Source organism: Streptomyces sp. AHU1 (assembly GCF_045343905.1).
Classification (GTDB): domain Bacteria; phylum Actinomycetota; class Actinomycetes; order Streptomycetales; family Streptomycetaceae; genus Streptomyces; species Streptomyces triticiradicis.
In genome coordinates this window covers 8,019,196-8,040,758 of sequence record NZ_CP174283.1, presented here as the reverse complement: position 1 = coordinate 8,040,758, position 21,563 = coordinate 8,019,196, and the positions used below count along the sequence as shown (strand labels likewise).

15 protein-coding genes are annotated in these 21,563 nt (G+C 72.7%); 5 read left to right on the top strand and 10 right to left on the bottom strand.

Annotation, left to right across the window (positions count from 1 at the left end):
• Positions 1-149 precede the first annotated feature (149 nt).
• The 6 genes from ACICHK_RS35500 to ACICHK_RS35475 all read right to left on the bottom strand — a co-directional run bounded on the left by ACICHK_RS35500 (position 150) and on the right by ACICHK_RS35475 (position 7,660).
• Positions 150-3,041, bottom strand: coding sequence for an ATP-binding protein (locus tag ACICHK_RS35500; RefSeq protein ID WP_406840127.1), 2,892 nt, complete (start codon positions 3,039-3,041; stop codon positions 150-152).
• Between the two features lie 252 nt (positions 3,042-3,293).
• A complete protein-coding gene (locus tag ACICHK_RS35495) occupies positions 3,294-3,536 on the bottom strand; it encodes a DUF397 domain-containing protein (protein ID WP_151473080.1) in 243 nt (80 codons plus the stop codon).
• Positions 3,537-3,619: 83 nt separating this feature from the next.
• On the bottom strand, positions 3,620-4,786 hold the full coding sequence (locus ACICHK_RS35490; protein ID WP_406840126.1) for a thiolase domain-containing protein: 1,167 nt from the start codon (positions 4,784-4,786) through the stop codon (positions 3,620-3,622).
• Positions 4,783-5,838, bottom strand: a complete 1,056-nt coding sequence (locus ACICHK_RS35485; protein ID WP_406840125.1) for a thiolase domain-containing protein — start codon at positions 5,836-5,838, stop codon at positions 4,783-4,785. The genes ACICHK_RS35490 and ACICHK_RS35485 overlap by 4 nt, the downstream gene beginning before the upstream one ends.
• Positions 5,839-6,780 (bottom strand): Zn-ribbon domain-containing OB-fold protein, encoded by a 942-nt coding sequence (locus tag ACICHK_RS35480; protein ID WP_406840124.1) that lies wholly within the window; start codon positions 6,778-6,780, stop codon positions 5,839-5,841. It lies immediately after the preceding gene.
• A gap of 79 nt (positions 6,781-6,859) precedes the next feature.
• Complete coding sequence (locus tag ACICHK_RS35475; RefSeq protein ID WP_406840123.1) at positions 6,860-7,660, bottom strand: crotonase/enoyl-CoA hydratase family protein; 801 nt, start codon at positions 7,658-7,660, stop codon at positions 6,860-6,862.
• A gap of 196 nt (positions 7,661-7,856) precedes the next feature.
• Between ACICHK_RS35475 and ACICHK_RS35470 the strand changes: the two genes are divergently transcribed.
• The 4 genes from ACICHK_RS35470 to paaK all read left to right on the top strand — a co-directional run bounded on the left by ACICHK_RS35470 (position 7,857) and on the right by paaK (position 13,389).
• Positions 7,857-9,494 (top strand): acyl-CoA synthetase, encoded by a 1,638-nt coding sequence (locus ACICHK_RS35470; protein ID WP_406840122.1) that lies wholly within the window; start codon positions 7,857-7,859, stop codon positions 9,492-9,494.
• A gap of 104 nt (positions 9,495-9,598) precedes the next feature.
• Complete coding sequence (locus ACICHK_RS35465) at positions 9,599-10,570, top strand: 5-dehydro-4-deoxyglucarate dehydratase (RefSeq protein WP_406840121.1); 972 nt, start codon at positions 9,599-9,601, stop codon at positions 10,568-10,570.
• Between the two features lie 37 nt (positions 10,571-10,607).
• Entirely contained in the window at positions 10,608-11,942 is a 1,335-nt protein-coding gene (locus ACICHK_RS35460; protein WP_406840120.1) for an enolase C-terminal domain-like protein, read from the top strand.
• A 139-nt stretch (positions 11,943-12,081) separates the two neighbouring features.
• Complete coding sequence (gene paaK / locus ACICHK_RS35455; RefSeq protein ID WP_406840119.1) at positions 12,082-13,389, top strand: phenylacetate--CoA ligase PaaK; 1,308 nt, start codon at positions 12,082-12,084, stop codon at positions 13,387-13,389.
• A 51-nt stretch (positions 13,390-13,440) separates the two neighbouring features.
• On the opposite strand, the gene ACICHK_RS35450 is transcribed toward paaK, so the two are convergent.
• From ACICHK_RS35450 to ACICHK_RS35440, 3 genes are all read right to left on the bottom strand, one after another.
• Positions 13,441-14,940, bottom strand: coding sequence for an acyl-CoA synthetase (locus ACICHK_RS35450; RefSeq protein WP_406840118.1), 1,500 nt, complete (start codon positions 14,938-14,940; stop codon positions 13,441-13,443).
• Between the two features lie 72 nt (positions 14,941-15,012).
• Positions 15,013-16,563 carry an acyl-CoA synthetase gene (locus tag ACICHK_RS35445; protein ID WP_406840117.1) on the bottom strand — a complete coding sequence of 517 codons (1,551 nt, stop codon included), beginning with the start codon at positions 16,561-16,563 and terminating at the stop codon, positions 15,013-15,015.
• Entirely contained in the window at positions 16,560-17,672 is a 1,113-nt protein-coding gene (locus tag ACICHK_RS35440) for an NAD(P)H-dependent flavin oxidoreductase (RefSeq protein ID WP_406840116.1), read from the bottom strand. Before ACICHK_RS35440 ends, ACICHK_RS35445 begins: the two co-directional genes overlap by 4 nt.
• A 182-nt stretch (positions 17,673-17,854) precedes the next feature.
• On the opposite strand from ACICHK_RS35440, the gene ACICHK_RS35435 reads away from it, so the two are divergent.
• Entirely contained in the window at positions 17,855-19,660 is a 1,806-nt protein-coding gene (locus tag ACICHK_RS35435) for a serine hydrolase (protein WP_406840115.1), read from the top strand.
• 224 nt (positions 19,661-19,884) lie between these two features.
• On the opposite strand, the gene ACICHK_RS35430 is transcribed toward ACICHK_RS35435, so the two are convergent.
• Positions 19,885-21,450, bottom strand: a complete 1,566-nt coding sequence (locus tag ACICHK_RS35430; protein ID WP_406840114.1) for a phytoene desaturase family protein — start codon at positions 21,448-21,450, stop codon at positions 19,885-19,887.
• Positions 21,451-21,563: the final 113 nt, after the last annotated feature.

The window sequence follows — 21,563 nt, the reverse complement described above, 5'->3', positions numbered from 1 at the left end:
CGCGTACCGGGCCCCACGAGGGCCCCGCGCACCGGGTCCGGGGGCGGGTGCACCTGACCGGGGGACGCCCCCGCGCACCGGACCGGCACGGGGCGTGCACACGGGGTCCGCGGGGCCGTGGGCGCCGGGAGCGCGACGGTCCGGTGGCGTCAGGACGTGGCCTGGTCCCCCAACGCGGCGGCGAGTCCCCTGCGGTCGGTGCCGACCTTGCGGTAGACCGCCGACAGGAGCCGGGCGACGGCGTGCTCGTCGATGTGCAGCTCCTCGGCGATCTGGGCCGGGGTCCGGTCCCGCGCGGTGAGCGCGGCGGCGGTGCGCTCGCGGGCGGTGAGGGTGTTCGTCTCGGTGCTGTGCAGGCGGCGCGACCGCAGTCCCGCCGAGGTCAGCTCGTCGCGGGCGTCCTCGATCAGTCCGTCGGCCCCGCACTGGACCGCGGCGTCGAGGCCGCGGTACAGGTGTTCGGCGGCCTCCCCGGGGCGCCCGGCGCGGCGCAGTTCGGTGCCCAGGGCGACCAGGGAGCAGGCCAGTTCGTAGGCGGCCGGGGAGCGCTCCAGATGACCGACGGACTCTTGCAGGAGCGGAACGCGGTCCGGTCCGGGCGAGACCTCGGCGGCGACGCGCAGGGCGTGGCCGACGGTGGAGGGGGCGCCGTACTGGCGGGCGCGGTTCACCGCTTCGAGTGCCGTGGCGACGGCGCGCTCCGGGGCTTCGTGGTGCTCGGCGCGGGCGAGGTGGAGCTGCCAGGGACACCAGGCCGGGTTGCGCATGCCGCGCGGGTCGAGGCGGCGGCCGGCGGAGGCGAGCTCGGCGGCGGCGTCCTTCGTGAGGCCGCGGGCGAGCAGGAGTTCGCCGTACACGGTCTGGGCGTCGGGGAAGGTGACGGCGGCCGAGAAGGGGGCGTGGAAGGCGTAGGCCTCGCCGATGCGGGCGGCCTGTTCGACCCGGCCCCGGGCGAGCAGGACCTGGATGAGGGTGCCCACCGCGTACCAGTGGACGGGGGTGCCGGGCCCGACGCGTTCGGCGAGCCGGAGGCCCGCGCGGACGAAGTCCTCGGCCTCGACGAGACGGCCGCGGCGGAAGCGGACGTATCCGAGGATCGTGTAGCCGAAGGAGAGGTGGGCACCGTGCCAGCCCTGTGATTCGAAGTCGGCGATCCCGGTGGCGAAGAGTTCCTCGGTCCGGCCGGGCCGGTCGGCGTACATGAAGGTCATGGCGACCAGGACCGGGACCTCGAAGCCGCGGTCGGCCTCGGCCCAGCCGAGGCCGCCGGCCAGGGCGCGCTCGGCGTGGTGGAGGGCGACGGGGGCGGGTTCGCCGCGCAGGGTGGCGTCCCAGGCCCGCAGTCCGATGACGTAGCGCTCGGTGAGGTCGTGGCCGGTGAGCCGGTCGGCGAGGCGGGCGAGCCGTCGGGAGCGGGCGGGCGAGTCGGGTTCGTCGGCGCGGAAGGCGTCCCACATGAACTGCTCGGACTGCATGCGCAGGCGTACCCGGGCGTCGCCGGTGACCGGGATCTCGCGGGCGAGGGTCTCGGAGGCCTCGGCGAGGCAGTCGCTGTGCGCGAGCACCTGGGAGAGGCGGTAGACGATGTTGTGGCGCAGCTCGGGGTCGGTGATCGGTTCCTCGAGGGCGGCGCGCAGATGGTTGACCGTGTTCGTCGGTTCGGTGAGCAGGGACGCGCAGCCCAGTTCGTACAGGACGGCGGCGCGGTCCCCGAGGGGCGGCGGTTCGCGCAGGGCGCGCGCGAGGTAGCTGCGGGCCGCGTCGGGGGCTCCGGCGCGCTGGGTCTCGCGGGCCGCGGCGCGCAGCTGCTGGACGATCCAGGTGTCGCCGTCCGGGTGGGTCTCCATGAGGTGGCGGCCGGCGGCGGCCGGGCCGAGGCCCTCGTCGATCACGCACCAGGCGGCCTGGCCGTGCAGGGCCACGCGGACGCTGCCGGGGATGTCGCGGTAGACGGCGGTGGCGATCAGCGGATGGACGAATTCGAGGGGGTCGGCGCCGGTCAGGATGCGGGCGGCGCGCAGGGCGTCGGCCGCGTCGGCGGCCTCCTCGGGGCCGAGGCCCGCGACGGCGGCGGCGAGCGCGGGGCGGATCTCGGTGCCGAGCACGGCGCAGGCCCAGGCGAAGCGGACGGTCGCGGTGCCGAGGCGTTCGAGGCGGGCGACGATGCCGCTGCCCTTGACGGCGGCGGCAAGGTCGCGCAGGAGGTGCGCTCCGTCCTCGGTCGGGGTGAGGCCGCGGTCGCGGACCTTGGCGGTCAGCTCGACGGCCTCGAACGGGTTGCCCGCGGTGACCGCCCAGCACTCGCGGCAGAACGCGTCGTCGGCCTGGGTGCCGAGGTCTTCGCGGACGAGCCGGGCGACGGCGGCGGCGCTGAGCGGTTCGAGGCCGATGGGGCGCTGTCCGGCGCGGCCGGGCAGTCCCCTGAACGCCTCGGCGTGTTCGGGGAGTTCGTCGGGGCGGTAGGCGACGACGAGCAGCAGGGGGAGCTGTTCGGCGCGGGGGGCGAACGCGGCGAGCCAGCTGAGCGACTCGGCGTCGGCCCAGTGCGCGTCGTCCAGGAGGAGCACCATGGGGGCGCGCTGCACGGCGAGGTGGGTGAGCACCCAGTCGAGTCCGGCGCGCAGGCCCTGCTGGTCGGGCGGGGCGCCCTCGGAGGGCGCGCACAGGCCGAGCGCGGGGCCGACGATGGAGTACCAACTGCCCAGGGAGGCACGGAGTTCGGCTTCGGAGTATCCGGCCAGCTGGGGCTGCAGGAGCTGTCGGGCGACGTGGAAGGCGACGCGCTGTTCCTGTTCCCCGCCGCGCGCGCTCAGCACGGTGCAGCCCTTGGCCGTGGAGCGCCTTCTGACCTCGCCGAGGAGGGTCGTCTTGCCGATTCCGGCACGTCCGGCGAAGGCGAGGAGCGCCCCGCGGGAGCGGCCCGGTGGCTCGTCGGGTTCCCGGCTCAGGCCGATCAGATCGCTCAACGCCTCGTCGGCGGCGGAGAGTTCACTCTCGCGCTCGAAGAGCGTCCGACGGCTGCGAAGGCTGCGTTGCCCCATGATCACCCCCTGCCACGATCGCGCGCCCGCGCGGGGAGCGGATGCGGACCGTGACCTCCAGGCACCTCAGCGTACGCCCCGATCATCGACGGGGCAGCCCGTTCGCGCGCTCCTGGTCGGAACCTCCCGCACGACGGCGAGGCCGCGGGAGGACCGGGGCGGCGGGCGGTCCCGTGGGCACGGCGCCACGGGCCGCCGCCCCTCCTCCCTCCTCACTCCTGGAGGGCGGGGCGGAGCCCGGCGGCCGTCGGTTCAGGTCAGGTCGAACTCCCCCTCGCGGGCCCCCGATACGAACGCCCCCCACTCCGCGGGGGTGAAGATCAGGGAAGGGCTCTGCGGGCGGCCACTGTTGCGCATCGCGATGAAGCCCTCGACGAAGGCGATCTGGACATCGCCCCGTCCCCGGCTGCTGGACTGCCAGTCGGCCTTGCTGAGGTCCAGCTCCGGCTTGTCCCAGCCCGCGAGCGGGTGCTGCTCGATGGTGCTCTCGGCCACGTCCTGCTCCTCCCGGTTCGTCGTCCGCGGCCAGCCTAGCCATCGGTCCCTGTCGCGCACAGGCCGTGTGAGGGGCGAGGGTTTCAGGAGGCGGGCGGCGCGGCGCCGACCAGCCACATCGAGAAGAACTGGGATCCGCCGCCGTAGGCGTGGCCGAGCACCCTGCGGGCCCCGTCGACCTGGTGCTCTCCGGCCTGGCCGCGCACCTGGAGGGCCGCCTCGGCGAAGCGGATCATGCCGGAGGCGCCGATCGGATTGGTGGAGAGGACGCCGCCCGACATGTTGACGGGCAGGTCGCCCTCCAGCTCGGTCACGCCCGACTCGGTGAGCTTCCACCCCTCGCCCTCGTCGGCGAAGCCGAGGTTCTCCAGCCACATGGGCTCGTACCAGGAGAACGGCACGTACATCTCGACGGCGTCGATGTCGCGGCGGGGGTCCGCGATCCCGGCCTGGCGGTACACGTCCGCCGCGCAGTCCTTGCCGGCCTGCGGGGAGACGAAGTCCTTGCCGGCGAAGAGGGTCGGTTCGCTGCGCATCGCGCCGCCGTGCATCCAGGCGGACGGGTGGGGTGAACGGGCCGCTCCCGCGCGGTCGGTGAGGATCATCGCGCAGGCCCCGTCGGAGGAGGGGCAGGTCTCCGAGTAGCGGATCGGGTCCCAGAGCATGGGCGAGGCCTGCACCTTCTCCAGGGTGATGTCGTGCTCGTGGAGGTGCGCGTACGGGTTCTTCAGCGCGTTGCGGCGGTCCTTGTAGGCGACGAGCGAACCGACGGTGTCGGGGGCGCCGGTGCGCCGCATGTAGGCACGCACGTGCGGGGCGAAGAAGCCGCCCGCGCCGGCGAGCAGCGGCTGCTGGAAGGGGATCGGCAGGGACAGGCCCCACATGGCGTTGGATTCGGACTGTTTTTCGTAGGCGAGGGTCAGGACCGTGCCGTGGACACGGCCGGCGACGAGGTTGGCGGCGACGAGGGCCGTCGATCCGCCGACGGAGCCCGCCGTGTGCACCCGGAGCATCGGCTTGCCGGTCGCGCCGAGGGCGTCCGCGAGGTACAGCTCGGGCATCATGACGCCCTCGAAGAAGTCGGGCGCCTTGCCGATGACGACGGCGTCGATGTCGGCCCACGTCAACTCGGCGTCCGCCAGGGCACGCCGGGCCGCCTCTCGGACGAGTCCGGCCATGGACACGTCCCGGCGTGCCGCCACGTGCTTGGTCTGGCCGACGCCTACGACGGCCACGGGCTCCTTGCTCATCGGGCGTCCCCTTCGAGTACGGCGACCAGGTTCTGTTGGAGGCAGGGACCGGAGGTGGCGTGGGCGAGCGCCCGGTCGGACTCCCCCCGGTGGACGCGCGCCGCGGCCTCGCCGATGCGGATGAGGCCCGCCGCCATGATCGGGTTGGCGGCGAGGGCGCCTCCCGAGGGGTTGACGCGCACGCCCTCGCCGAGCCGCAGCGCCTTGCGCAGGACGACTTCCTGGGAGGTGAAGGGTGCGTGCAACTCGGCCGTGTCGACGGGCCTTTCGAAGGCTCCCGCCCGTTCGGCCGCGAGCCGGGCGGACGGCGAGTCGGTCAGATCGCGCACCCCGAGGGAGTGGGCCTCGATGCGGTGGTCGATGCCCCGGATCCAGGCGGGCCGCTCGCACAGCTCACGGGCCCGGTCGCCCGCGGCGAGGATCACGGCGGCGGCGCCGTCTCCGACGGGCGGGCAGTCGCCGGTGCGCAGCGGCCGTACGAGGTAGTCGCCCCGGGGCACCGGACCGCGCAGCTGTGCGTGGGAGTTGGCACTCGCGTCGGCCCTGCTCCGGACGGCGACCGAGGCGAGCTCCCGTTCGTCGGTCTCGCCCGCGTCGATGAGCGCCCGCGCCTGGAGCGCGGCGAGGGCGACCGAGTCGGGCCACAGCGGGGCCACGTAGTACGGGTCGAGCTGCCGTGTCAGGACGTCGCGCACGGAGCCGGGCGAGGACTTGCCGTAGGAGTAGACGAGCGCGGTGTCGGCGTCGCCGGTGAGCAGTTTGGTCCAGGCCTCGTACAGCGCCCAGGCGCCGTCCATCTCGACGTGCGACTCGGAGATCGGGGGCCAGGCGCCCACTCCGTCGAGCGCCATCGTGAAGGAGAAGGCGCGGCCCGCGAGGTAGTCGCTGGAGCCGGAGCAGGTGAAACCGATGTCACCTGTCCTCAGGCCCGTCCGGTCAAGGACCTCGTGCAGGACCGGGAGGAGCATCTCCACCTCGGAGAGCTCGTCGGAGGTGCGCCGGTGGTCGCTCTGCGCGAAGGCGACGACGGCGATGTCCCTGACGGTCTCCATCTACAGCATCTCCTTGTACGTCTCGTAGTCCGCGTCCGGTTCCCCGGTGGGCCGGTAGTGGTCGGGGTAGCGGCCGCCCTCGGACCACACGGGCTCCACGCGCAGGCCCATCCGGACCTCGTCGTAGGGGATGCCGCCGATCCGGCCGTGCAGCGCGAGGTCCGCGCCGTCGAGGGCGATGTGCGCGTAGACGTACGGGACTTCGATGTCGAGGTTCTTGGCCTTGATGTTGACGATGCAGTACGTGGTGACGGTGCCGCGGGGGCCGACCTCGACCCGCTCGGAGGTGGCCACCCCGCAGGTGGGACAGGCGCCCCTGGACGGGACGTACACCTTGCGGCAGGAGGGGCAGCGTTCGCCGACGGTCCGCCGCTCGGCGAGGGCCGCTATGTAGGCGGCCTGGGCGCGGCCCGGCGAGTAGACGTAGTCGAGCCGCGCGGGGGCGACGATCCCGGTGACCAGGTCCTCGAACCGGCCGTCGTGGCCGGCGGGTTCGGCTGCCGCTCCGTCGTACGGCTCGAAGCAGGCGATGTCGGTGATCGCGCCGGAGCGTTCGGAGGCCCAGCGGACGCGGACGCGCATCCCGGTGCGCACGGCGTCGGGGCCGGGGGCGTCGAGGGCGTGCAGCAGGCCGGTGTCGGCGCCGTCGAGCCTGACCAGGACCCAGGCGAAGGGGGTGGCGAGGGGCTGGCCGCGGCGGGGTTCGTGGTTCCAGGCCCAGGTGGTGACGGTGCCGGTGGGGGCGACCTCGACGAGGTCGCGCAGCTCCTCGGCGGTGACGGGGTCGTACTCGACGGGCGGGACGAGGGTGCGCCCGTCGGCGGTCCGCACACCGAGGACGACCTGCTCGCGCAGGCCCGTGAGGAAGGCGCTCTGCACGGGTCCGAGCGAGCGGGTGAAGGGGAACTCGACGACGAGGGGGGCTTTGAGGACTTCGGGCATCGGCGGATCTCTCCTTCCGGCGGCCGGACGCGCCGTGTCCGCGGGGCGGACGGGACGCGTCCGGGACGGGGCTTGCGGGTCAGGCGCGCCGGTAGACGGGCGGGCGCTTCTCGGCGAAGGCGCGGGAGCCTTCCTTGGCGTCGGCGGTGTCGAAGACCGGCCAGCCGCGCCGCAGTTCGGCGGCGAGGCCGTCGGTCTCGGTGAGTTCCGCGGTCTCGTACACGGACGCCTTGACGGCCTCGACGGCGAGCGGACCGCAGGCGTTGATCTGCTCGGCGACGGCGAGCGCCTTCTCCAGCGCCGTGCCGTCGGGCACGACATGGCCGATCAGTCCGATGTCCGCGGCTTCCCGGGCGGTGTACGGGCGTCCGGTCAGGAGCATCTCGAGGGCGTGGGTGCGCGGGATCTGACGTTGCAGCCGGACCGTCGAGCCGCCGATCGGGAAGAGTCCGCGCCTGACCTCGAAGAGTCCGAAGGTGGCGGAGGCTCCCGCGACCCGGATGTCGGTGCCCTGGAGGATCTCGGTGCCGCCCGCGACGCAGTGCCCCTCGACGGCCGCGATCACCGGCTTGCGCGGGCGGTGGTGGCGCAGCATGGCCTTCCAGTGCAGATCGGGGTCGGCCTTGAGCCGGTCCCGGTACTGCTCGCCCTCCATGCCCTTGCCCGCCAGCGCCTTGAGGTCCATCCCGGCGCAGAAGGCACCGCCGGCGCCGGTGAGCACGATCGAGCGGATCGCGTCGTCCTCGTCGGCCTCGACCCAGCCGTCGTACAGGCCGACCAGCATCGGCAGCGAGAGCGCGTTCCTGGCCTCGGGCCTGTTGAGCGTGAGCACCAGTGTGGCGCCTTCGCGCTGCACGGTGAGGTGTTCGGTCCCACCCATGGGTGTCCTCCCGTCTCGGATGCGAGAACAGGTTGCAGGAGGCGTCGAGCCAGTACAAGAGTTTTCTGACAGTCAGTCAGATTTCTTGTGCGGGGACCCTTCCCACTTGATTCGAGCTTTGCTCTGATGACCGTCGGGTCCGGGGCGGACACGCTCCGGGGAACACGGCCACGGACGTGCACGGTCAGGAGGAGCGGTGGAGTACAACCTTGCCGACCTGTTCGAGTCGGTCGTCGACGTGGTCCCGGACCGCGAGGCCCTCGTCTACCTCGACCACCCGGGCACGGGAGCGGAACGCCGCCTGACGTACGCGCAGTTGGACGCGGCCGCGAACCGTGTCGCGCACCATCTGATCGACAGCGGGATCCGCCCCGGCGAGCATCTCGGCCTCCATCTGTACAACGGGGTCGAGTACCTCCAGACGGTGCTGGCCTGCCTGAAGGCGCGGATCGTTCCGGTCAACGTCAACTACCGCTACGTGGAAGACGAGTTGGCCTATCTGTACCAGGACGCCGACCTGGTGGCGCTGGTCTTCGACGCGGAGTTCGGCGACCGGGTGGCGGCCGCCCGGCCGCGGGCCCCGCGGCTGCGGCATCTCGTCCGGGTGGGCGCCGCTCCGTCCGGAGCGGGCGCGGGCGACGCCGGGGGAACGGCGGACGCGGTGGACTTCGGCGACGCCGAGGCCGCCGGCTCACCCCTGCGCGGGTTCCCCGCGCGTTCGGCGGACGACCAGTTCATCATCTACACCGGCGGCACCACGGGGATGCCCAAGGGCGTGATGTGGCGGCAGGAGGACCTGTTCTTCGCCGGTCTCGGCGGCGGGGCGCCGACCGGGGATCCGGTGACGAGGCCCGAGGAGCTCGCCGAGCGCGTCGCGGCCGGCGGCGCCGGGATCACCTTCTTCCCCACTCCCCCGCTGATGCACGGCACCTCGACGCTCACCGCGTTCATCGCCTTCAACTTCGGCCAACGCGTCGTGCTCCACCGCAGGTTCGCGCCCGAGGAGGTCCTGCGGACGATCGAGAGGGAGAAGGTGACCAGCGTGTCGCTGGTCGGCGACGCGATGCTGCGGCCCCTGATCGACGCGCTGAACGGCCCCTTGAAGGGCACGGACTGCTCCGCCCTGTTCAGCGTCTCCTCGTCCGGCGCGATCATGTCGGACACCGTGCGCGAACAGTTCCAGGCGCTCGTCCCGAACGTGATGCTCCTCAACAACTTCGGCTCCTCGGAGTCCGGCTTCAACGGCACGGCGACGGCCGACTCCGGTCCCGGGCGCGGCTTCCGCATCCGCGTCAACGCCCGTACGCGGGTGGTGGATCCGGTGACGCACGAGCCGGTCGCGGTCGGCGAACCGGGACGGGTCGCCCAGCGCGGCCACGTGCCCCTCGGGTACTACAACGACCCGAAGAAGACCGCCGAGACGTTCTTCCGCAAGGGCGACGAACGCTGGGTGCTGCTCGGCGACATGGCCACGGTCGACGAGGAGGGCGTCGTCGTCGTCCTCGGCCGCGGCTCGCAGTGCATCAACACCGGCGGCGAGAAGGTCTACCCCGAGGAGGTCGAGCAGGCCCTCAAGTCGCATCCGGACGTGTACGACGCCCTGGTCGCCGGAGTGCCCGACCCGAAGTGGGGCAGTCACGTGGCGGCCGTCGTCCAGCTCCGCGAGGGCGCGCCGCGGCCCTCCCTCGACGACATCCAGACCCACTGCCGGGCCCGTCTGGCCGGGTACAAGGTCCCGCGCCAGCTGGTGATCACGGACTCCGTCCAGCGGTCGCCGAGCGGCAAGGCCGACTACCGGTGGGCGCGGGAGGTGGCGGTGGCCGCGGACCGGTAGCCGGCGGCCGGGGATCCGCGACGCCCTCCCATTGACCCTCGGGGTTCACGAATCTAACCTGTGTTCTCATACGTAGACAACGTCTGTATACAGGGATGAGATTCATGGCAGGGTTCAGCGCGGATCCGGACGGCGTGGTCCAGCGGCTGCGGGACGGCATGGCGAGTGGGGTCCTGTCCTTCCCGCTCACGAGCTTCACGGAGGACGGGGACCTCGATCCGGAGTCGTACCGGACCTATCTGGCGGGCCGGCTCGACACGGCCCCGGGCGCCGTGTTCCCCGCCTGCGGGACAGGCGAGTTCAGCGCGCTGGACGAGGACGAGTACCGCGCGATCGTCACGGCGACGGTCGAGGTCGCGGACGGCCGCATGCCCGTGGTCGCGGGCACCGGCTACGGATGGGCCCAGGCGCTGCGGTTCGCCCGCATCGCGGAGGAGGCCGGCGCGGACGCCCTCCTCGTGCTGCCCCACTATCTCGTCGAGGCCCCCGAGGCGGGCCTGGTCGAACAGCTGCGCCGGATCGCCGCCGGCACCCGGCTGCCGCTCGTCGCCTACCAGCGCGGCCCGGTCGCCTTCACCCCCGAGGGGCTGCGGGCCGTCGCGGCGGTCCCGGGCGTCATCGGGCTCAAGGACGGACACGGCGACCTCGACCGGCTCCAGCGGCTCACGCTCGCCGCACCCGACGGCTTCCTCTTCTTCAACGGAGCCGCCACCGCCGAGATCCAGGCCCGCGCGTACGCCACCGTCGGCGTCCCCGCCTATTCGTCGGCCGTCCACGCCTTCGCCCCCGAGATCGCCGGCGCCTTCTTCACCGCCCTGCGCGCCGGCGACGAGGCGACCGTGAACAAGTTGCTGCGCGACTTCTACGTCCCGCTCGTCGAACTGCGCGACAAGGTGCCCGGCTACGCCGTGTCCCTGGTCAAGGCCGCCGCCCGGCTGCGGGGCCTTCCCGTCGGCCCGGTGCGCGCGCCGCTCACCGACCCCGGCCCGGCCGACCTGTCCGCCCTGGAGCGGATCCTCGACACCGGGCTGGCCCTCGTCGGAGCCGCGCGCCGACCCGCCGCCGTCATCCTGTGATCACCGGCACCGGTCACCCTCGTACACAAGGATCGTGATGAAGAGCCAGCAACCGACGATCACCGAGTTCTCGGTCTACCCCGTCGCCGGACGGGACTGCATGGAGCTGAACCTGTCGGGCGCCCACGGCCCCTGGTTCACCCGCAACATCGTGGTCCTGAAGGACTCCGAGGGGCGGACCGGGCTCGGCGAGGTGCCGGGCGGGGAGAAGATCACCCGGACGCTGCGCGACGCCGGCCCCCTGGTCCTCGGGGCGAGGGTCGGTGACTTCCAGCGCGTCCTGCGCGAGATCGGGGACCGCTTCGGCGACCGGGACGCGGGCGGGCGCGGCGCCCAGACCTTCGACCTGCGCACGACCGTCCACGCCGTCACCGGCGTCGAGTCGGCCCTGCTCGACCTGCTCGGCCAGCACCTCGACGTGCCCGTCGCCGCCCTCCTCGGGGACGGACAGCAGCGTGACCGGGTGCGGGTGCTGGGCTACCTCTTCTTCGTCGGCGACCCGGACCGCACGGATCTGCCGTACGTCCGCGAGCACGGCTCGGACGTGGACTGGTACCGGCTGCGGCACGAGGAGGCGCTCACGCCCGGCGCGATCGTCCGGCAGGCCGAGGCCGCCCACGCGCAGTACGGGTTCCGTGACTTCAAGCTCAAGGGCGGGGTCCTGGAGGGCGCCGAGGAGGTGCGGGCCGTGCGCGCGCTCAAGGACCGCTTCCCCGGGGCGCGCGTCACCCTCGATCCCAACGGCGCCTGGTCGCTGCGCGAGGCGATCGAGCTGTGCGGGCCCCTCGTCGGCACGCTGGCCTACGCCGAGGACCCCTGCGGCGCCGAGGACGGCTACTCGGGACGGGAGGTCCTGGCCGAGTTCCGCCGGGCGACGGGACTGCCGGTGGCGACCAACATGATCGCCACGGACTGGCGGCAGCTCACCCACGCCCTGGCGCTCCAGTCGGTCTCGATCCCGCTGGCCGACCCGCACTTCTGGACCATGCGGGGCTCGGTGCGCGTGGCCCAGCTGTGCAACGCGATGGGCCTGACCTGGGGCTGCCACTCCAACAACCACTTCGACATCTCTCTCGCCATGGTCACCCACTGCGGGGCCGCGGCACCGGGCCCGTACAACGCCCTCGACACCCACTGGATCTGGCAGGAGGGCCTGGAGCGGCTCACGGTCACGCCCCCGCGCATCGTCGACGGCGAGATCGCCCTGCCGGACGCCCCCGGACTGGGCGTCGAGCTGGACATGGACCGGCTGCTGGCGGCGCACGAGCTGTACCTGAAGGAAGCGCTCGGCGCCCGTGACGACGCGGTCGCCATGCGTCACCTCGTGCCCGGGTGGGAGTTCGACCCCGGGCGCCCCGCCCTGGTGCGCTGACCAGGGCGGTCGGCCCGGCTCCCGCAAAAAGCTCCGCCGATCCCTTGCACTGACGGCCGACACCTGAATTACTGTCCGGAAAGGTACGACCGAATGATCGGTCGTCCGGTATGACATGGTTGGCGAGGGAGAGGGCGCGATGGCGGGCTCGGCGGACTCGAAGGGCCTGCTCGACGCGGGCGAGCGGCTGGACCCGGAGGAACTGCGGGCGCTCCAGCTGGAGCGGCTGCGCGCCTCGCTGCGGCACGCCTACGAGAACGTCCCCTTCTACCGGGAGTCCTTCGACAAGGCCGGACTGCGCCCCGAGGACTGCCGCTCGCTCGCCGACCTGGCCCGGTTCCCCTTCACGGTGAAGGCGGACCTGCGCGAGAACTACCCGTACGGGATGTTCGCCGTGCCCCAGGACCGGATCCGGCGCATCCACGCGTCGAGCGGGACGACCGGGCGGCCCACGGTCGTCGGCTACACGGAGAACGATCTGTCCATGTGGGCCGACATGGTGGCCCGTTCGATCCGCGCGGCGGGCGGCCGGCCCGGCGACAAGGTCCACATCGCCTACGGTTACGGGCTGTTCACGGGCGGCCTCGGCGCCCACTACGGCGCGGAACGGCTCGGCTGCACGGTGATCCCCGCGTCCGGCGGCATGACGGCGCGTCAGGTCCAGCTGATCCAGGACCTGAAGCCCGAGATCATCATGGTGACCCCGTCGTACATGCTGACCCTGCTCGACGAGTTCGAGCGCCAGGGCGTGGACCCGCGGGGCACCTCGCTGCGGGTCGGCGTGTTCGGGGCCGAGCCGTGGACCGAGGAGATGCGCCGCGAGATCGAGGAGCGGTTCGCGATCGACGCGGTCGACATATACGGGCTCTCGGAGGTCATCGGTCCCGGTGTCGCCCAGGAGTGCGTGGAGACCAAGGACGGTCTGCACATCTGGGAGGACCACTTCTACCCGGAGGTCGTCGACCCCTTCACGGGCGAGGTGCTGCCGGACGGCGAGGAGGGCGAGCTGGTCTTCACCTCGCTCACCAAGGAGGCCATGCCCGTGATCCGTTACCGGACCCGGGACCTGACCCGGCTGTTGCCCGGTACGGCGCGGTCCTTCCGCCGGATGGAGAAGATCACCGGGCGCAGCGACGACATGGTGATCCTGCGCGGGGTGAACCTCTTCCCGACGCAGATCGAGGAGATCGTGCTGCGGACGCCGGGGGTCGCGCCGCACTTCCAGCTCCGGCTGACCCGCGAGGGCCGTCTGGACGCGCTCACCGTCCGGGCGGAGGCCCGGTCCGGTGCCACGCCCGAGGCGCGCGAGGCGGCGGCGCGGGCGATCACGGCGGGTATCAAGGACGGGATCGGTGTCTCGGTCACGGTGGAGATCGTCGAGCCCGAGTCCCTGGAACGTTCGGTGGGCAAGCTGAAGCGGATCGTGGACCTGCGCCCGCGCGCCTGACCGGACGCGGGCAGGGCCGCGGGGTACCTGACACCCCCGCGGCCCTGTCCGCTACACCGGGCCGAACCGGTCCCGCAGTTCGCGCTTGAGGATCTTCCCACTGGCGTTGCGGGGCAGTTCGTCCACGAACAGGACCCGCTTGGGCGCCTTGAAGTGGGCGAGCTTCTCACGCGCGTGGGCGATCAGTTCGTCCTCGGTGACCTCGCCCCGGGGTACGACGACCGCGGTGACGGCCTCGATCCAGCGCTCGTCGGGGAGTCCGACGACGGCCACCTCGGCGACCGACTCGTGCGTGTACAGCGCGTCCTCGACCTGCCGTGAGGCGACCAGGACACCACCGGAGTTGATGACGTCCTTCACCCGGTCCACCACGGTGAAGTAGCCGTGGGCGTCGCGCACGGCGAGGTCTCCCGAGTGGAACCAGCCGTCACGGAACGCCTCGGCCGTCTCCTCCGGCTTGTCCCAGTAGCCCTCGCACAACTGCGGTGAGCGGTAGACCACTTCGCCCGGTGTGCCGTCCGGCACGTCCTTGCCGTCCTCGTCGACGACCCGCGCGTCCACGAACAGCACCGGAGTTCCGCACGAGTCCATCCGGCCCTTGTGCTCGTCCGGTCCGAGGACCGTGGCGAGGGGACCGATCTCGCTCTGGCCGAAGCAGTTGTAGAAGGCCAGCTTCGGCAGCCGTTCGCGCAGCCTCTCCAGGACGGGGACCGGCATGATCGACGCGCCGTAGTACGCCTTGCGCAGACCGCTCAGGTCGCGTTCGGCGAAGTCGGGGCGGTTGGACAGGCCGATCCACACGGTGGGCGGGGCGAACAGGCTGTCCGCGCGGCCCGCCTCGATCAGGTCGAAGATCCGGTCCCCGTCCGGCGCGTCGAGGATGGTGTTCGAGGCGCCGACGGCGAGGTAGGGCAGCAGGAACACGTGCATCTGCGCCGAGTGGTAGAGCGGCAGCGAGTGCACCGGCAGGTCCCCGGCGCTCAGGTCGAGGGCGGTGATCGCGCTGAGGTACTCGTGCACCAGGGCGCGGTGCGTCATCATCGCGCCCTTGGGCAGCGCCGTGGTGCCCGAGGTGTAGAGCAGCTGCACGAGCGTGTCGCCGCGCGGCTCCTCACCGTCGTACGGGTGTGCCGCCTCCAGCCGCAGCAGGAGCGAGTCCTCCGCGTCGCGCAGCGGCAGGGTCCGGGTGCCCTCCGGGAGCCGGCCGGCCAGATCGGGGTCGGTCAGGACCAGGGCGCTTCCCGACTGGCCGACGATGTAGGCGAGGTCGTCGCCGGTCAGGTTCTGGTTCACCGGCACGTGGACGAGACCGGCGCGGGCGCAGGCGAGGAAGCCGATCAGATAGGCGTCCGAGTTGTGGCCGTAGGCGCCCACGCGGTCCCCGGGAGACAGCCCCTCGCCGAGGAGGACGGTCGCCGCGCGCGAGACGGCCTCGTCCAGTTCCGCGTAGGTCCAGGAGCGCTCTCGGTAGTCGACGGCGCGCCGCGCCGGTGTGCGCCGGGCGCTGCGGCGCAGCACCCCGTCGACCGTACTGCCGTGTCCAGGCTTCATGCACGTGATCCTCGATCCGCGCAACGGCGAGGTCAAGTGAGCGCGGTGTGCCGCCGTGACGTGGCGGGCGGGTCACATCGTCCGGGAGCGGCCCTCCCAGTAGGGATCGCGCAGCCGCCGCTTGTACAGCTTTCCGTTGGGGTCGCGGGGCATGGCGGCGATGAAGTCGACGCTCTTGGGCCGCTTGTACCCGGCGAGCCGCCGCTCGCAGTGGGCGAGGATGTCGGCGGCGAGCGCGGGTCCGGCCTCGTGGCCCGGCGCGGCCTCGACCACGGCCTTGACCTCCTCGCCCCAGTCGTCGTGCGGGATGCCGAAGGCGGCCGCGTCGGCGACGGCGGGGTGGGAGAGCAGCGCCGCCTCGATCTCGGCGGGGTAGATGTTGACCCCGCCCGAGATGATCATGTCGATCTTGCGGTCGCGGAGGAAGAGGTAGCCGTCCTCGTCGAGCAGGCCGAGGTCCCCGACGGTGAAGAAGTCGCCGATCCGGTTCTTCCGGGTCTTGCCCTCGTCCTTGTGGTACGAGAATCCGCCGGTGCTCATCTTCATGTAGACGGTGCCGAGTTCACCGGGCGGCAGCCGGTCGCCGTCGTCGTCGAAGACGGCCAGTTCGCTGATGGGCCAGGCCTTGCCGACGGTGCCGGGCTTCTTCAGCCAGTCCTCGGCGGTCGCGAACGCGCCGCCCCCCTCGCTGGCCGCGTAGTACTCCTCGACGCACTCGCCCCACCACGCGATCATGGCCCGCTTCACGTGGTCGGGGCAGGGGGCGGCGCCGTGGATGGCGTGCCGCATGGAGGTGACGTCGTAGCGGGACTTCACCTCGTCGGGCAGGGCCAGCAGCCGGTGGAACTGGGTCGGCACCATGTGGGTGTGGGTGCACCGGTGCGCGTCGATGACGCGCAGCATCTCCTCGGGCGTCCACTTGTCCATCAGGACCAGCCGGTGGCCGATGTGCAGGGAGGCGCCCGCGAACTGGAGGACCGCGGTGTGGTACAGCGGCGAGCAGACGAGGTGCACGTTGTCGTCGAACGGCCTGATGCCGAAGATGGCGAGGAAGCCGCCGAGGTACGACTCCTCGGGCAGCTTGCCGGGCAGCGGACGCCTGATGCCGCGCGGGCGGCCCGTGGTGCCCGAGGTGTAGTTCATGACCCAGCCGAGGGTGCGGTCGGCGGGCGCGGATCCGGGCTGTCCGTCCAGGAGTTCGGCGTACGGCCTGAAGCCCTCGATCCCGCCGACGGCGTACCGCTGCGCCGGAGGGAGCTTCGCCTCGTCGGCGGCGTGGCGGGCGGCGTCGGCGAACCGCTCGTGGGCGATGAGGACCTTGGCCCCCGAGTCGGAGACGATCCAGGCGATCTCGGGTCCGACGAGGTGGTGGTTGACGGGGACGAGATAGAGGCCGGCCTGCGAGGCGGCGAGGTAGGCGACGAGGAACTCGACCCCGTTGGGCAGCACGACGGCGAAGGAGTCGCCGCGTTCGAGGCCGGCGGAACGCAGTCCGTGGACGAGCCGGTTGGCCGCCGTGTGCAGCCGTCCCGCCGTCCACTCCTCGCCGTCCGGGGTGACGAGGACGACCCGCTCCGGGTCGGCGGCGGCCTGGGCCCAGAAACCGTTGGGTGCTGTGGTCATGCCTGCTCTCCCCTGCCCGCGATGCGGTTGATGCGGTCGACGGCGCGTTCGAAGCCCCGGGTCAGGTCGTCGAAGACCTCCTGCACGGAGCGTTCGCTGTTCATCCGGCCGACGATCTGCCCGACCGGGGTGCCGAGCAGCGGCTCCACCTCGTACTTCTGGATGCGGGAGACGGCGTCGGCGACGAGGAGTCCCTGGAGCGGCATGGGGAGTGCGCCGGGGCCGTCCGGGTCGTCCCAGGCCTCGGTCCACTCGGTGCGCAGCTGGCGGGCGGGCTTGCCGGTCAGGGCGCGCGAGCGGACGGTGTCGCCGGAGCCGGCCGCGAGGAGTTTGCGGGTGACGGCGGGCGCATGCATGTCGGCCTCCGTCACGGTCAGCCAGACCGAGCCGAGCCACACCCCCTGGGCGCCGAGACTCAGCGCGGCGGCCACCTGCTCTCCGCTGCCGATGCCGCCCGCCGCCAGGACCGGCAACGGGCCCACGGCGTCGACGACTTCGGGCGTGAGCACCATCGAGGCGATCTCCCCCGTGTGTCCGCCCGCCTCGTAGCCCTGGGCGACGACGACGTCGATGCCGGCCTCGGCGTGCTTGCGCGCGTGCCGGGCGCTGCCCGCGAGGGCCGCGACGAGCACCCCCTTCTCGTGGGCGCGTCGCACGACGTCGGCGGGCGGTGAACCCAGCGCGTTGGCCAGGAGTCTGATCGGGTAGTCGAAGGCGACGTCGAGCTGGCCGCGGGCGACCTGTTCCATCCAGCCGGTGATGCGCCAGCCGGAGGCCTCGCCCTCGGCGAGTTCGGGGACGCCGTACTTGGCGAGGGTGTCCCTGACGAACCGGCGGTGCCCCTCGGGGATCATCGCCTCGACGTCGGCCTCGCTGACGCCCTCGACCTTCTTGGCGGGCATGACGACGTCCAGGCCGTAGGGCCTGCCGTCGACGTTCGCCTCGATCCAGTCGAGGTCGCGCTCCAGGTCCGCCGGGGCGGTGTAGCGGACCGCGCCGAGCACACCGAATCCGCCCGCGCGAGAGATGGCCGCGGCGACGGCGGGAAACGGCGTGAAGCCGAAGACGGCGTGCTCGACTCCCAGTTCCTTGCTCAGCTCCGTCTGCATGGGCGCAGGATGCCGCAGACGTCCGGACGAGGGAAGACCTTTTCTGATACTCCGTCAGATACCGCCGGAGGGGTCCGGCGGGGTCCGGCGGGGTTGACACGCCCACCCCTGACCGGAAAGTTTCACTCGGCACGGCAGACCCGGAAAGATACTTTCAGCCGACGCGAGCGAGAGGCTTCCCGATGACCGAAGGCGTGCGGGACCCGGCGAGAGGCACACGGGACGGAGCGGGCGGCGGGCTGACCCGTCGCCGGCTGGGCAGGGGCGTCATGGCGCTGGGCGGGGCGGTGGCCCTCGCCTCCTTCCCCGCGGGCCCGGCGGCGGCCTCGGCGGGACACGGCCAGCGGACCCTGCGGCACGGCACGCCCCGGGAGGCCGGGCTGCTCGCCGGTCACCTGCGTCAACTCGTCGTGGACGCCGAGGCGTTCCTCGGCCCCTCCCCCCGGCACCCCTGGTACGCCGGTGCCGTCCTGCTCGCCGGGCGCGGCGGCACCGTGGCCCTGCACCAGCCGATCGGCATGGCCGTGCGCTACGCGGCGTACGACGAGAAGACGGACACCGGGGTCGAGTTCCCCGCCGACCGGCAGATCCCGGCGGCGGACGACACGGTCTACGACCTCGCCTCCGTGTCCAAGCTGTTCACCTCGATCCTCGCGGTGCAGCAGCTGGAACGCGGCCCCCTGGAACTGGAGGCCGCCGTCGCCTCGTACCTCCCGGAGTTCGCGGGCGGCGGCAAGCAAGAGGTGACCATCCGTCAACTGCTCACCCACACCTCCGGGTTCCGCTCCTGGATCCCGCTGTACAAGGCGCCGACCCGCGAGGGCAAGCTCCAGCTCCTCTGGGACGAGAAGCTCATCGCCGCGCCCGGGACCGCCTATCTGTACTCCGACCTGAACCTGATCTCGCTCCAGCTGGTCCTGGAGAGGATCACCGGACGGAGTCTCGACACCCTGCTGCGCGAGGAGATCACCGGCCCCCTCGGCATGGACGGCACCCGCTACAACCCGCCCGCATCCTGGAAGCCGCGGATCGCCGCCACCGAGGACGCGCGGGCGCCCTGGTCGGGACTGGACCGGGGGCTCGTGTGGGGCGAGGTCCACGACGAGAACGCGTACTCCCTGGGCGGAGTCGCCGGTCACGCCGGGGTCTTCTCCACCGCCTGGGACCTCGCGGTCCTCGGGCGCACCCTGCTGAACGGCGGTGCCTACGGCAAGGCGCGCATCCTGCGGCCGGAGTCGGTGGACCTGATGTTCACCGACTTCAACACCGCCTTCCCGGGCGACGAGCACGGCCTGGGCTTCGAGCTCTACCAGCACTGGTACATGGGCGCGATGGCGACACCGCGCACCGCCGGGCACACCGGTTTCACCGGTACCTCGCTCGTACTCGACCCGACGACCGACTCCTTCCTGATCGTCCTCGGCAACTCCGTCCATCCCGTGCGCAACTGGCGGTCCGGATCCGCTCCCCGGGTCGCCGCCGGGAACAATCTGGCGCGGGCCGTCGCGGTGCGTCCGGCGCGCGGCCGTACGTCCTGGTTCGCCGGGGCGGCGAGCGCGACGACCGCGACCCTGACGCTGCCCGCGCTCGACACGACCGCCGGCCCGGCACGTCTTCGCTGCGCGCTGTGGTGGGACACCGAACCCGGGTCGGACGTCCTGTTCCTGGAGTCCTCCGCCGACGGCGGCGCCACCTGGCGGCCCGTCCCCTTCACGACCGGACGGACGCCGGAGGACCCCGAGGACCATCCGGCGGGGACGGCCACCGGATGGTCGGGGCGCGTGTGGCACCGGCTCGGCGCGGATCTGCCGGGCGCGGCGGCCCTGACGCTGCGCTGGAGGTACACGACCGACCGGCTGTACGTGGGCCGTGGCGTCTACGTCGACGCACTGCGGGTCGAGGCCGGCGACCGCGTCCTCTTCGACGAGCGGCGGCCCGCCGACGCGGAGCGGATCGCGGCGGCGGGCTGGGTGCCGTCCGAGGACTGACGGCGGGGCCGGCTGTCCTGCCCGGACCGGCGGCGGGGCCGGACCCCTGGGAGACCGGCCGCCGGACCGGGTTCCCTCCCGGGGCCGGCGGTGAGGCCAGGGCGCTTTCGGGGTCGGTGCGGGGCGGCCGGAGCCCGGGGGCCGGCGCGTCCGGTTCCCGGGCCGGGGCGCCCTCGGTATCGACGGCGAAGCGGCCGAAGTCCCGAGGCCAGCGCGTCCGGTTTCTAGCCCGCGCCGCCCAGGGACTCCAGCACCGCCTTCGCCGCGTTGTGCCCCGGTACCCCGCTGACCCCGCCGCCGCGCACCGCGCCCGCCCCGCACAGCATCACGTTGGCGTGCCGGGTCTCCACGCCCCAGCGGCCGGTGCCCTCCTGGGCGTAGGGGAAGGCGAGGTCGCGGTGGAAGATGTTGCCGCCCGGCAGGCGGAGGTCCCGCTCCAGGTCGAGCGGGGTCTTCGCCTCGATGCAGGGCCGCCCGTCCGCGTCGGTGGCCAGACAGTCGGCGAGCGGCTCGGCGAGGTGGGCGTCCAGCTGGGCCAGCGTGGACTTCAGCAGTTCCTCGCGCACGGCGTCGTTGTCCCGCTCGAAGAGCCGCGCGGGCGTGTGGAGGCCGAAGAGCGTGAGGGTCTGGTACCCCCGCTCGGCCAGGTCCGGGCCGAGGATGCTGGGATCGGTGAGCGAGTGGCAGTAGATCTCGGAGGGCGGCGCGGCGGGCAGCTCACCGGCCTCGGCCTGCGCGTGCGCGGTGGCCAGCTGTTCGTACCCCTCCGCGATGTGGAAGGTCCCCGAGAACGCCTCACGCGGGTCGACGGAGGTGTCGCGGAGCCTCGGCAGCCGCTCGAGCAGCATGTTCACCTTGAGCTGGGCGCCCTCCGCCGGGGCCGGCGGCTCGTCTCCGGTGAGGCGGGCGAGCTCCTGCGGGGAGGCGTTCACCAGGACGTGGCGGGCCGCGACGACGCCCTCGCCGTCGGCGGTCCGGTAGGTGACCTCGGCGGACTCGCCGTCCGTGTCGATCCGCAGCACCTCGTGTCCGGTCTCGATCACGGCGCCTGCCGCGCGCGCCGCGCCGGTGATCGCGTCGGTGAGGGCGCCCATGCCGCCGACGGGCACGTCCCAGGCTCCGGTGCCGCCGCCGATCACGTGGTAGAGGAAGCAGCGGTTCTGGCGCAGCGAGGGGTCGTGGGCGTCGGCGAAGGTGCCGATGAGCGCGTCGGTGAGGACGACACCGCGCACGAGGTCGTCGGCGAAGTACTCCTCGACGGCCCTGCCGACCGGTTCCTCGAAGAGGATCCGCCAGGCGTCCTCGTCGTCGACCCGCGCCCTCAGCTCCTCGCGGGTGGGCAGCGGTTCGGTGAGCGTCGGGAACACCCGCTGGGCGACACGGCCGGTCATCCCGTAGAAGCGCTGCCAGGCCTCGTACTCGCGCTCCGATCCCGTCAGCCGGGCGAAGGCCTCGCGGGTGCGCCGCTCGCCGCCGCCGACGAGCAGTCCGGTGGGCCGTCCGTCGCGCTCGACGGGCGTGTACGAGGAGACCGTCCGGCCCCGGACCCGGAAGTCGAGGCCGAGGTCCCGCACGATCTTCCGGGGCAGCAGGCTGACCAGGTACGAGTAGCGCGACAGCCGCGCGTCGACCCCGGCGAACGGCCGGGTGGAGACGGCGGCGCCGCCGGTGTTCCCGAGGCGCTCCAGCACCAGCACGGACCGGCCGGCCCGCGCCAGATAGGCGGCGGCGACCAGTCCGTTGTGGCCTCCGCCGACGATCACGGCGTCATATCCCTCGTGTACAGGCATGCCTCTTCGTAGCACGTGGTGATCTACGTCGGCCAGGGGTGCGTAGCAGGCGGCGGCGCTCCGTACGGGTGGGTACGGGCACCTCGGACCGCGGCCGTCCGCTCCTGCGGGAC

Bases quoted from the DNA above. Each gene is read 5' to 3' on its own strand.
- ACICHK_RS35480 (WP_406840124.1), bottom strand. From the start codon at position 6,780: ATGCCCGAAGTCCTCAAAGCCCCCCTCGTCGTCGAGTTCCCCTTCACC.
- ACICHK_RS35460 (WP_406840120.1), top strand. From the start codon at position 10,608: ATGAAGAGCCAGCAACCGACGATCACCGAGTTCTCGGTCTACCCCGTC.
- ACICHK_RS35490 (WP_406840126.1), bottom strand. From the start codon at position 4,786: ATGAGCAAGGAGCCCGTGGCCGTCGTAGGCGTCGGCCAGACCAAGCAC.
- ACICHK_RS35500 (WP_406840127.1), bottom strand. From the start codon at position 3,041: ATGGGGCAACGCAGCCTTCGCAGCCGTCGGACGCTCTTCGAGCGCGAG.
- ACICHK_RS35475 (WP_406840123.1), bottom strand. From the start codon at position 7,660: ATGGGTGGGACCGAACACCTCACCGTGCAGCGCGAAGGCGCCACACTG.
- ACICHK_RS35485 (WP_406840125.1), bottom strand. From the start codon at position 5,838: ATGGAGACCGTCAGGGACATCGCCGTCGTCGCCTTCGCGCAGAGCGAC.
- ACICHK_RS35440 (WP_406840116.1), bottom strand. From the start codon at position 17,672: ATGCAGACGGAGCTGAGCAAGGAACTGGGAGTCGAGCACGCCGTCTTC.
- ACICHK_RS35465 (WP_406840121.1), top strand. From the start codon at position 9,599: ATGGCAGGGTTCAGCGCGGATCCGGACGGCGTGGTCCAGCGGCTGCGG.
- ACICHK_RS35430 (WP_406840114.1), bottom strand. From the start codon at position 21,450: ATGCCTGTACACGAGGGATATGACGCCGTGATCGTCGGCGGAGGCCAC.
- paaK (WP_406840119.1), top strand. From the start codon at position 12,082: ATGGCGGGCTCGGCGGACTCGAAGGGCCTGCTCGACGCGGGCGAGCGG.
- ACICHK_RS35445 (WP_406840117.1), bottom strand. From the start codon at position 16,563: ATGACCACAGCACCCAACGGTTTCTGGGCCCAGGCCGCCGCCGACCCG.
- ACICHK_RS35435 (WP_406840115.1), top strand. From the start codon at position 17,855: ATGACCGAAGGCGTGCGGGACCCGGCGAGAGGCACACGGGACGGAGCG.
- ACICHK_RS35450 (WP_406840118.1), bottom strand. From the start codon at position 14,940: ATGAAGCCTGGACACGGCAGTACGGTCGACGGGGTGCTGCGCCGCAGC.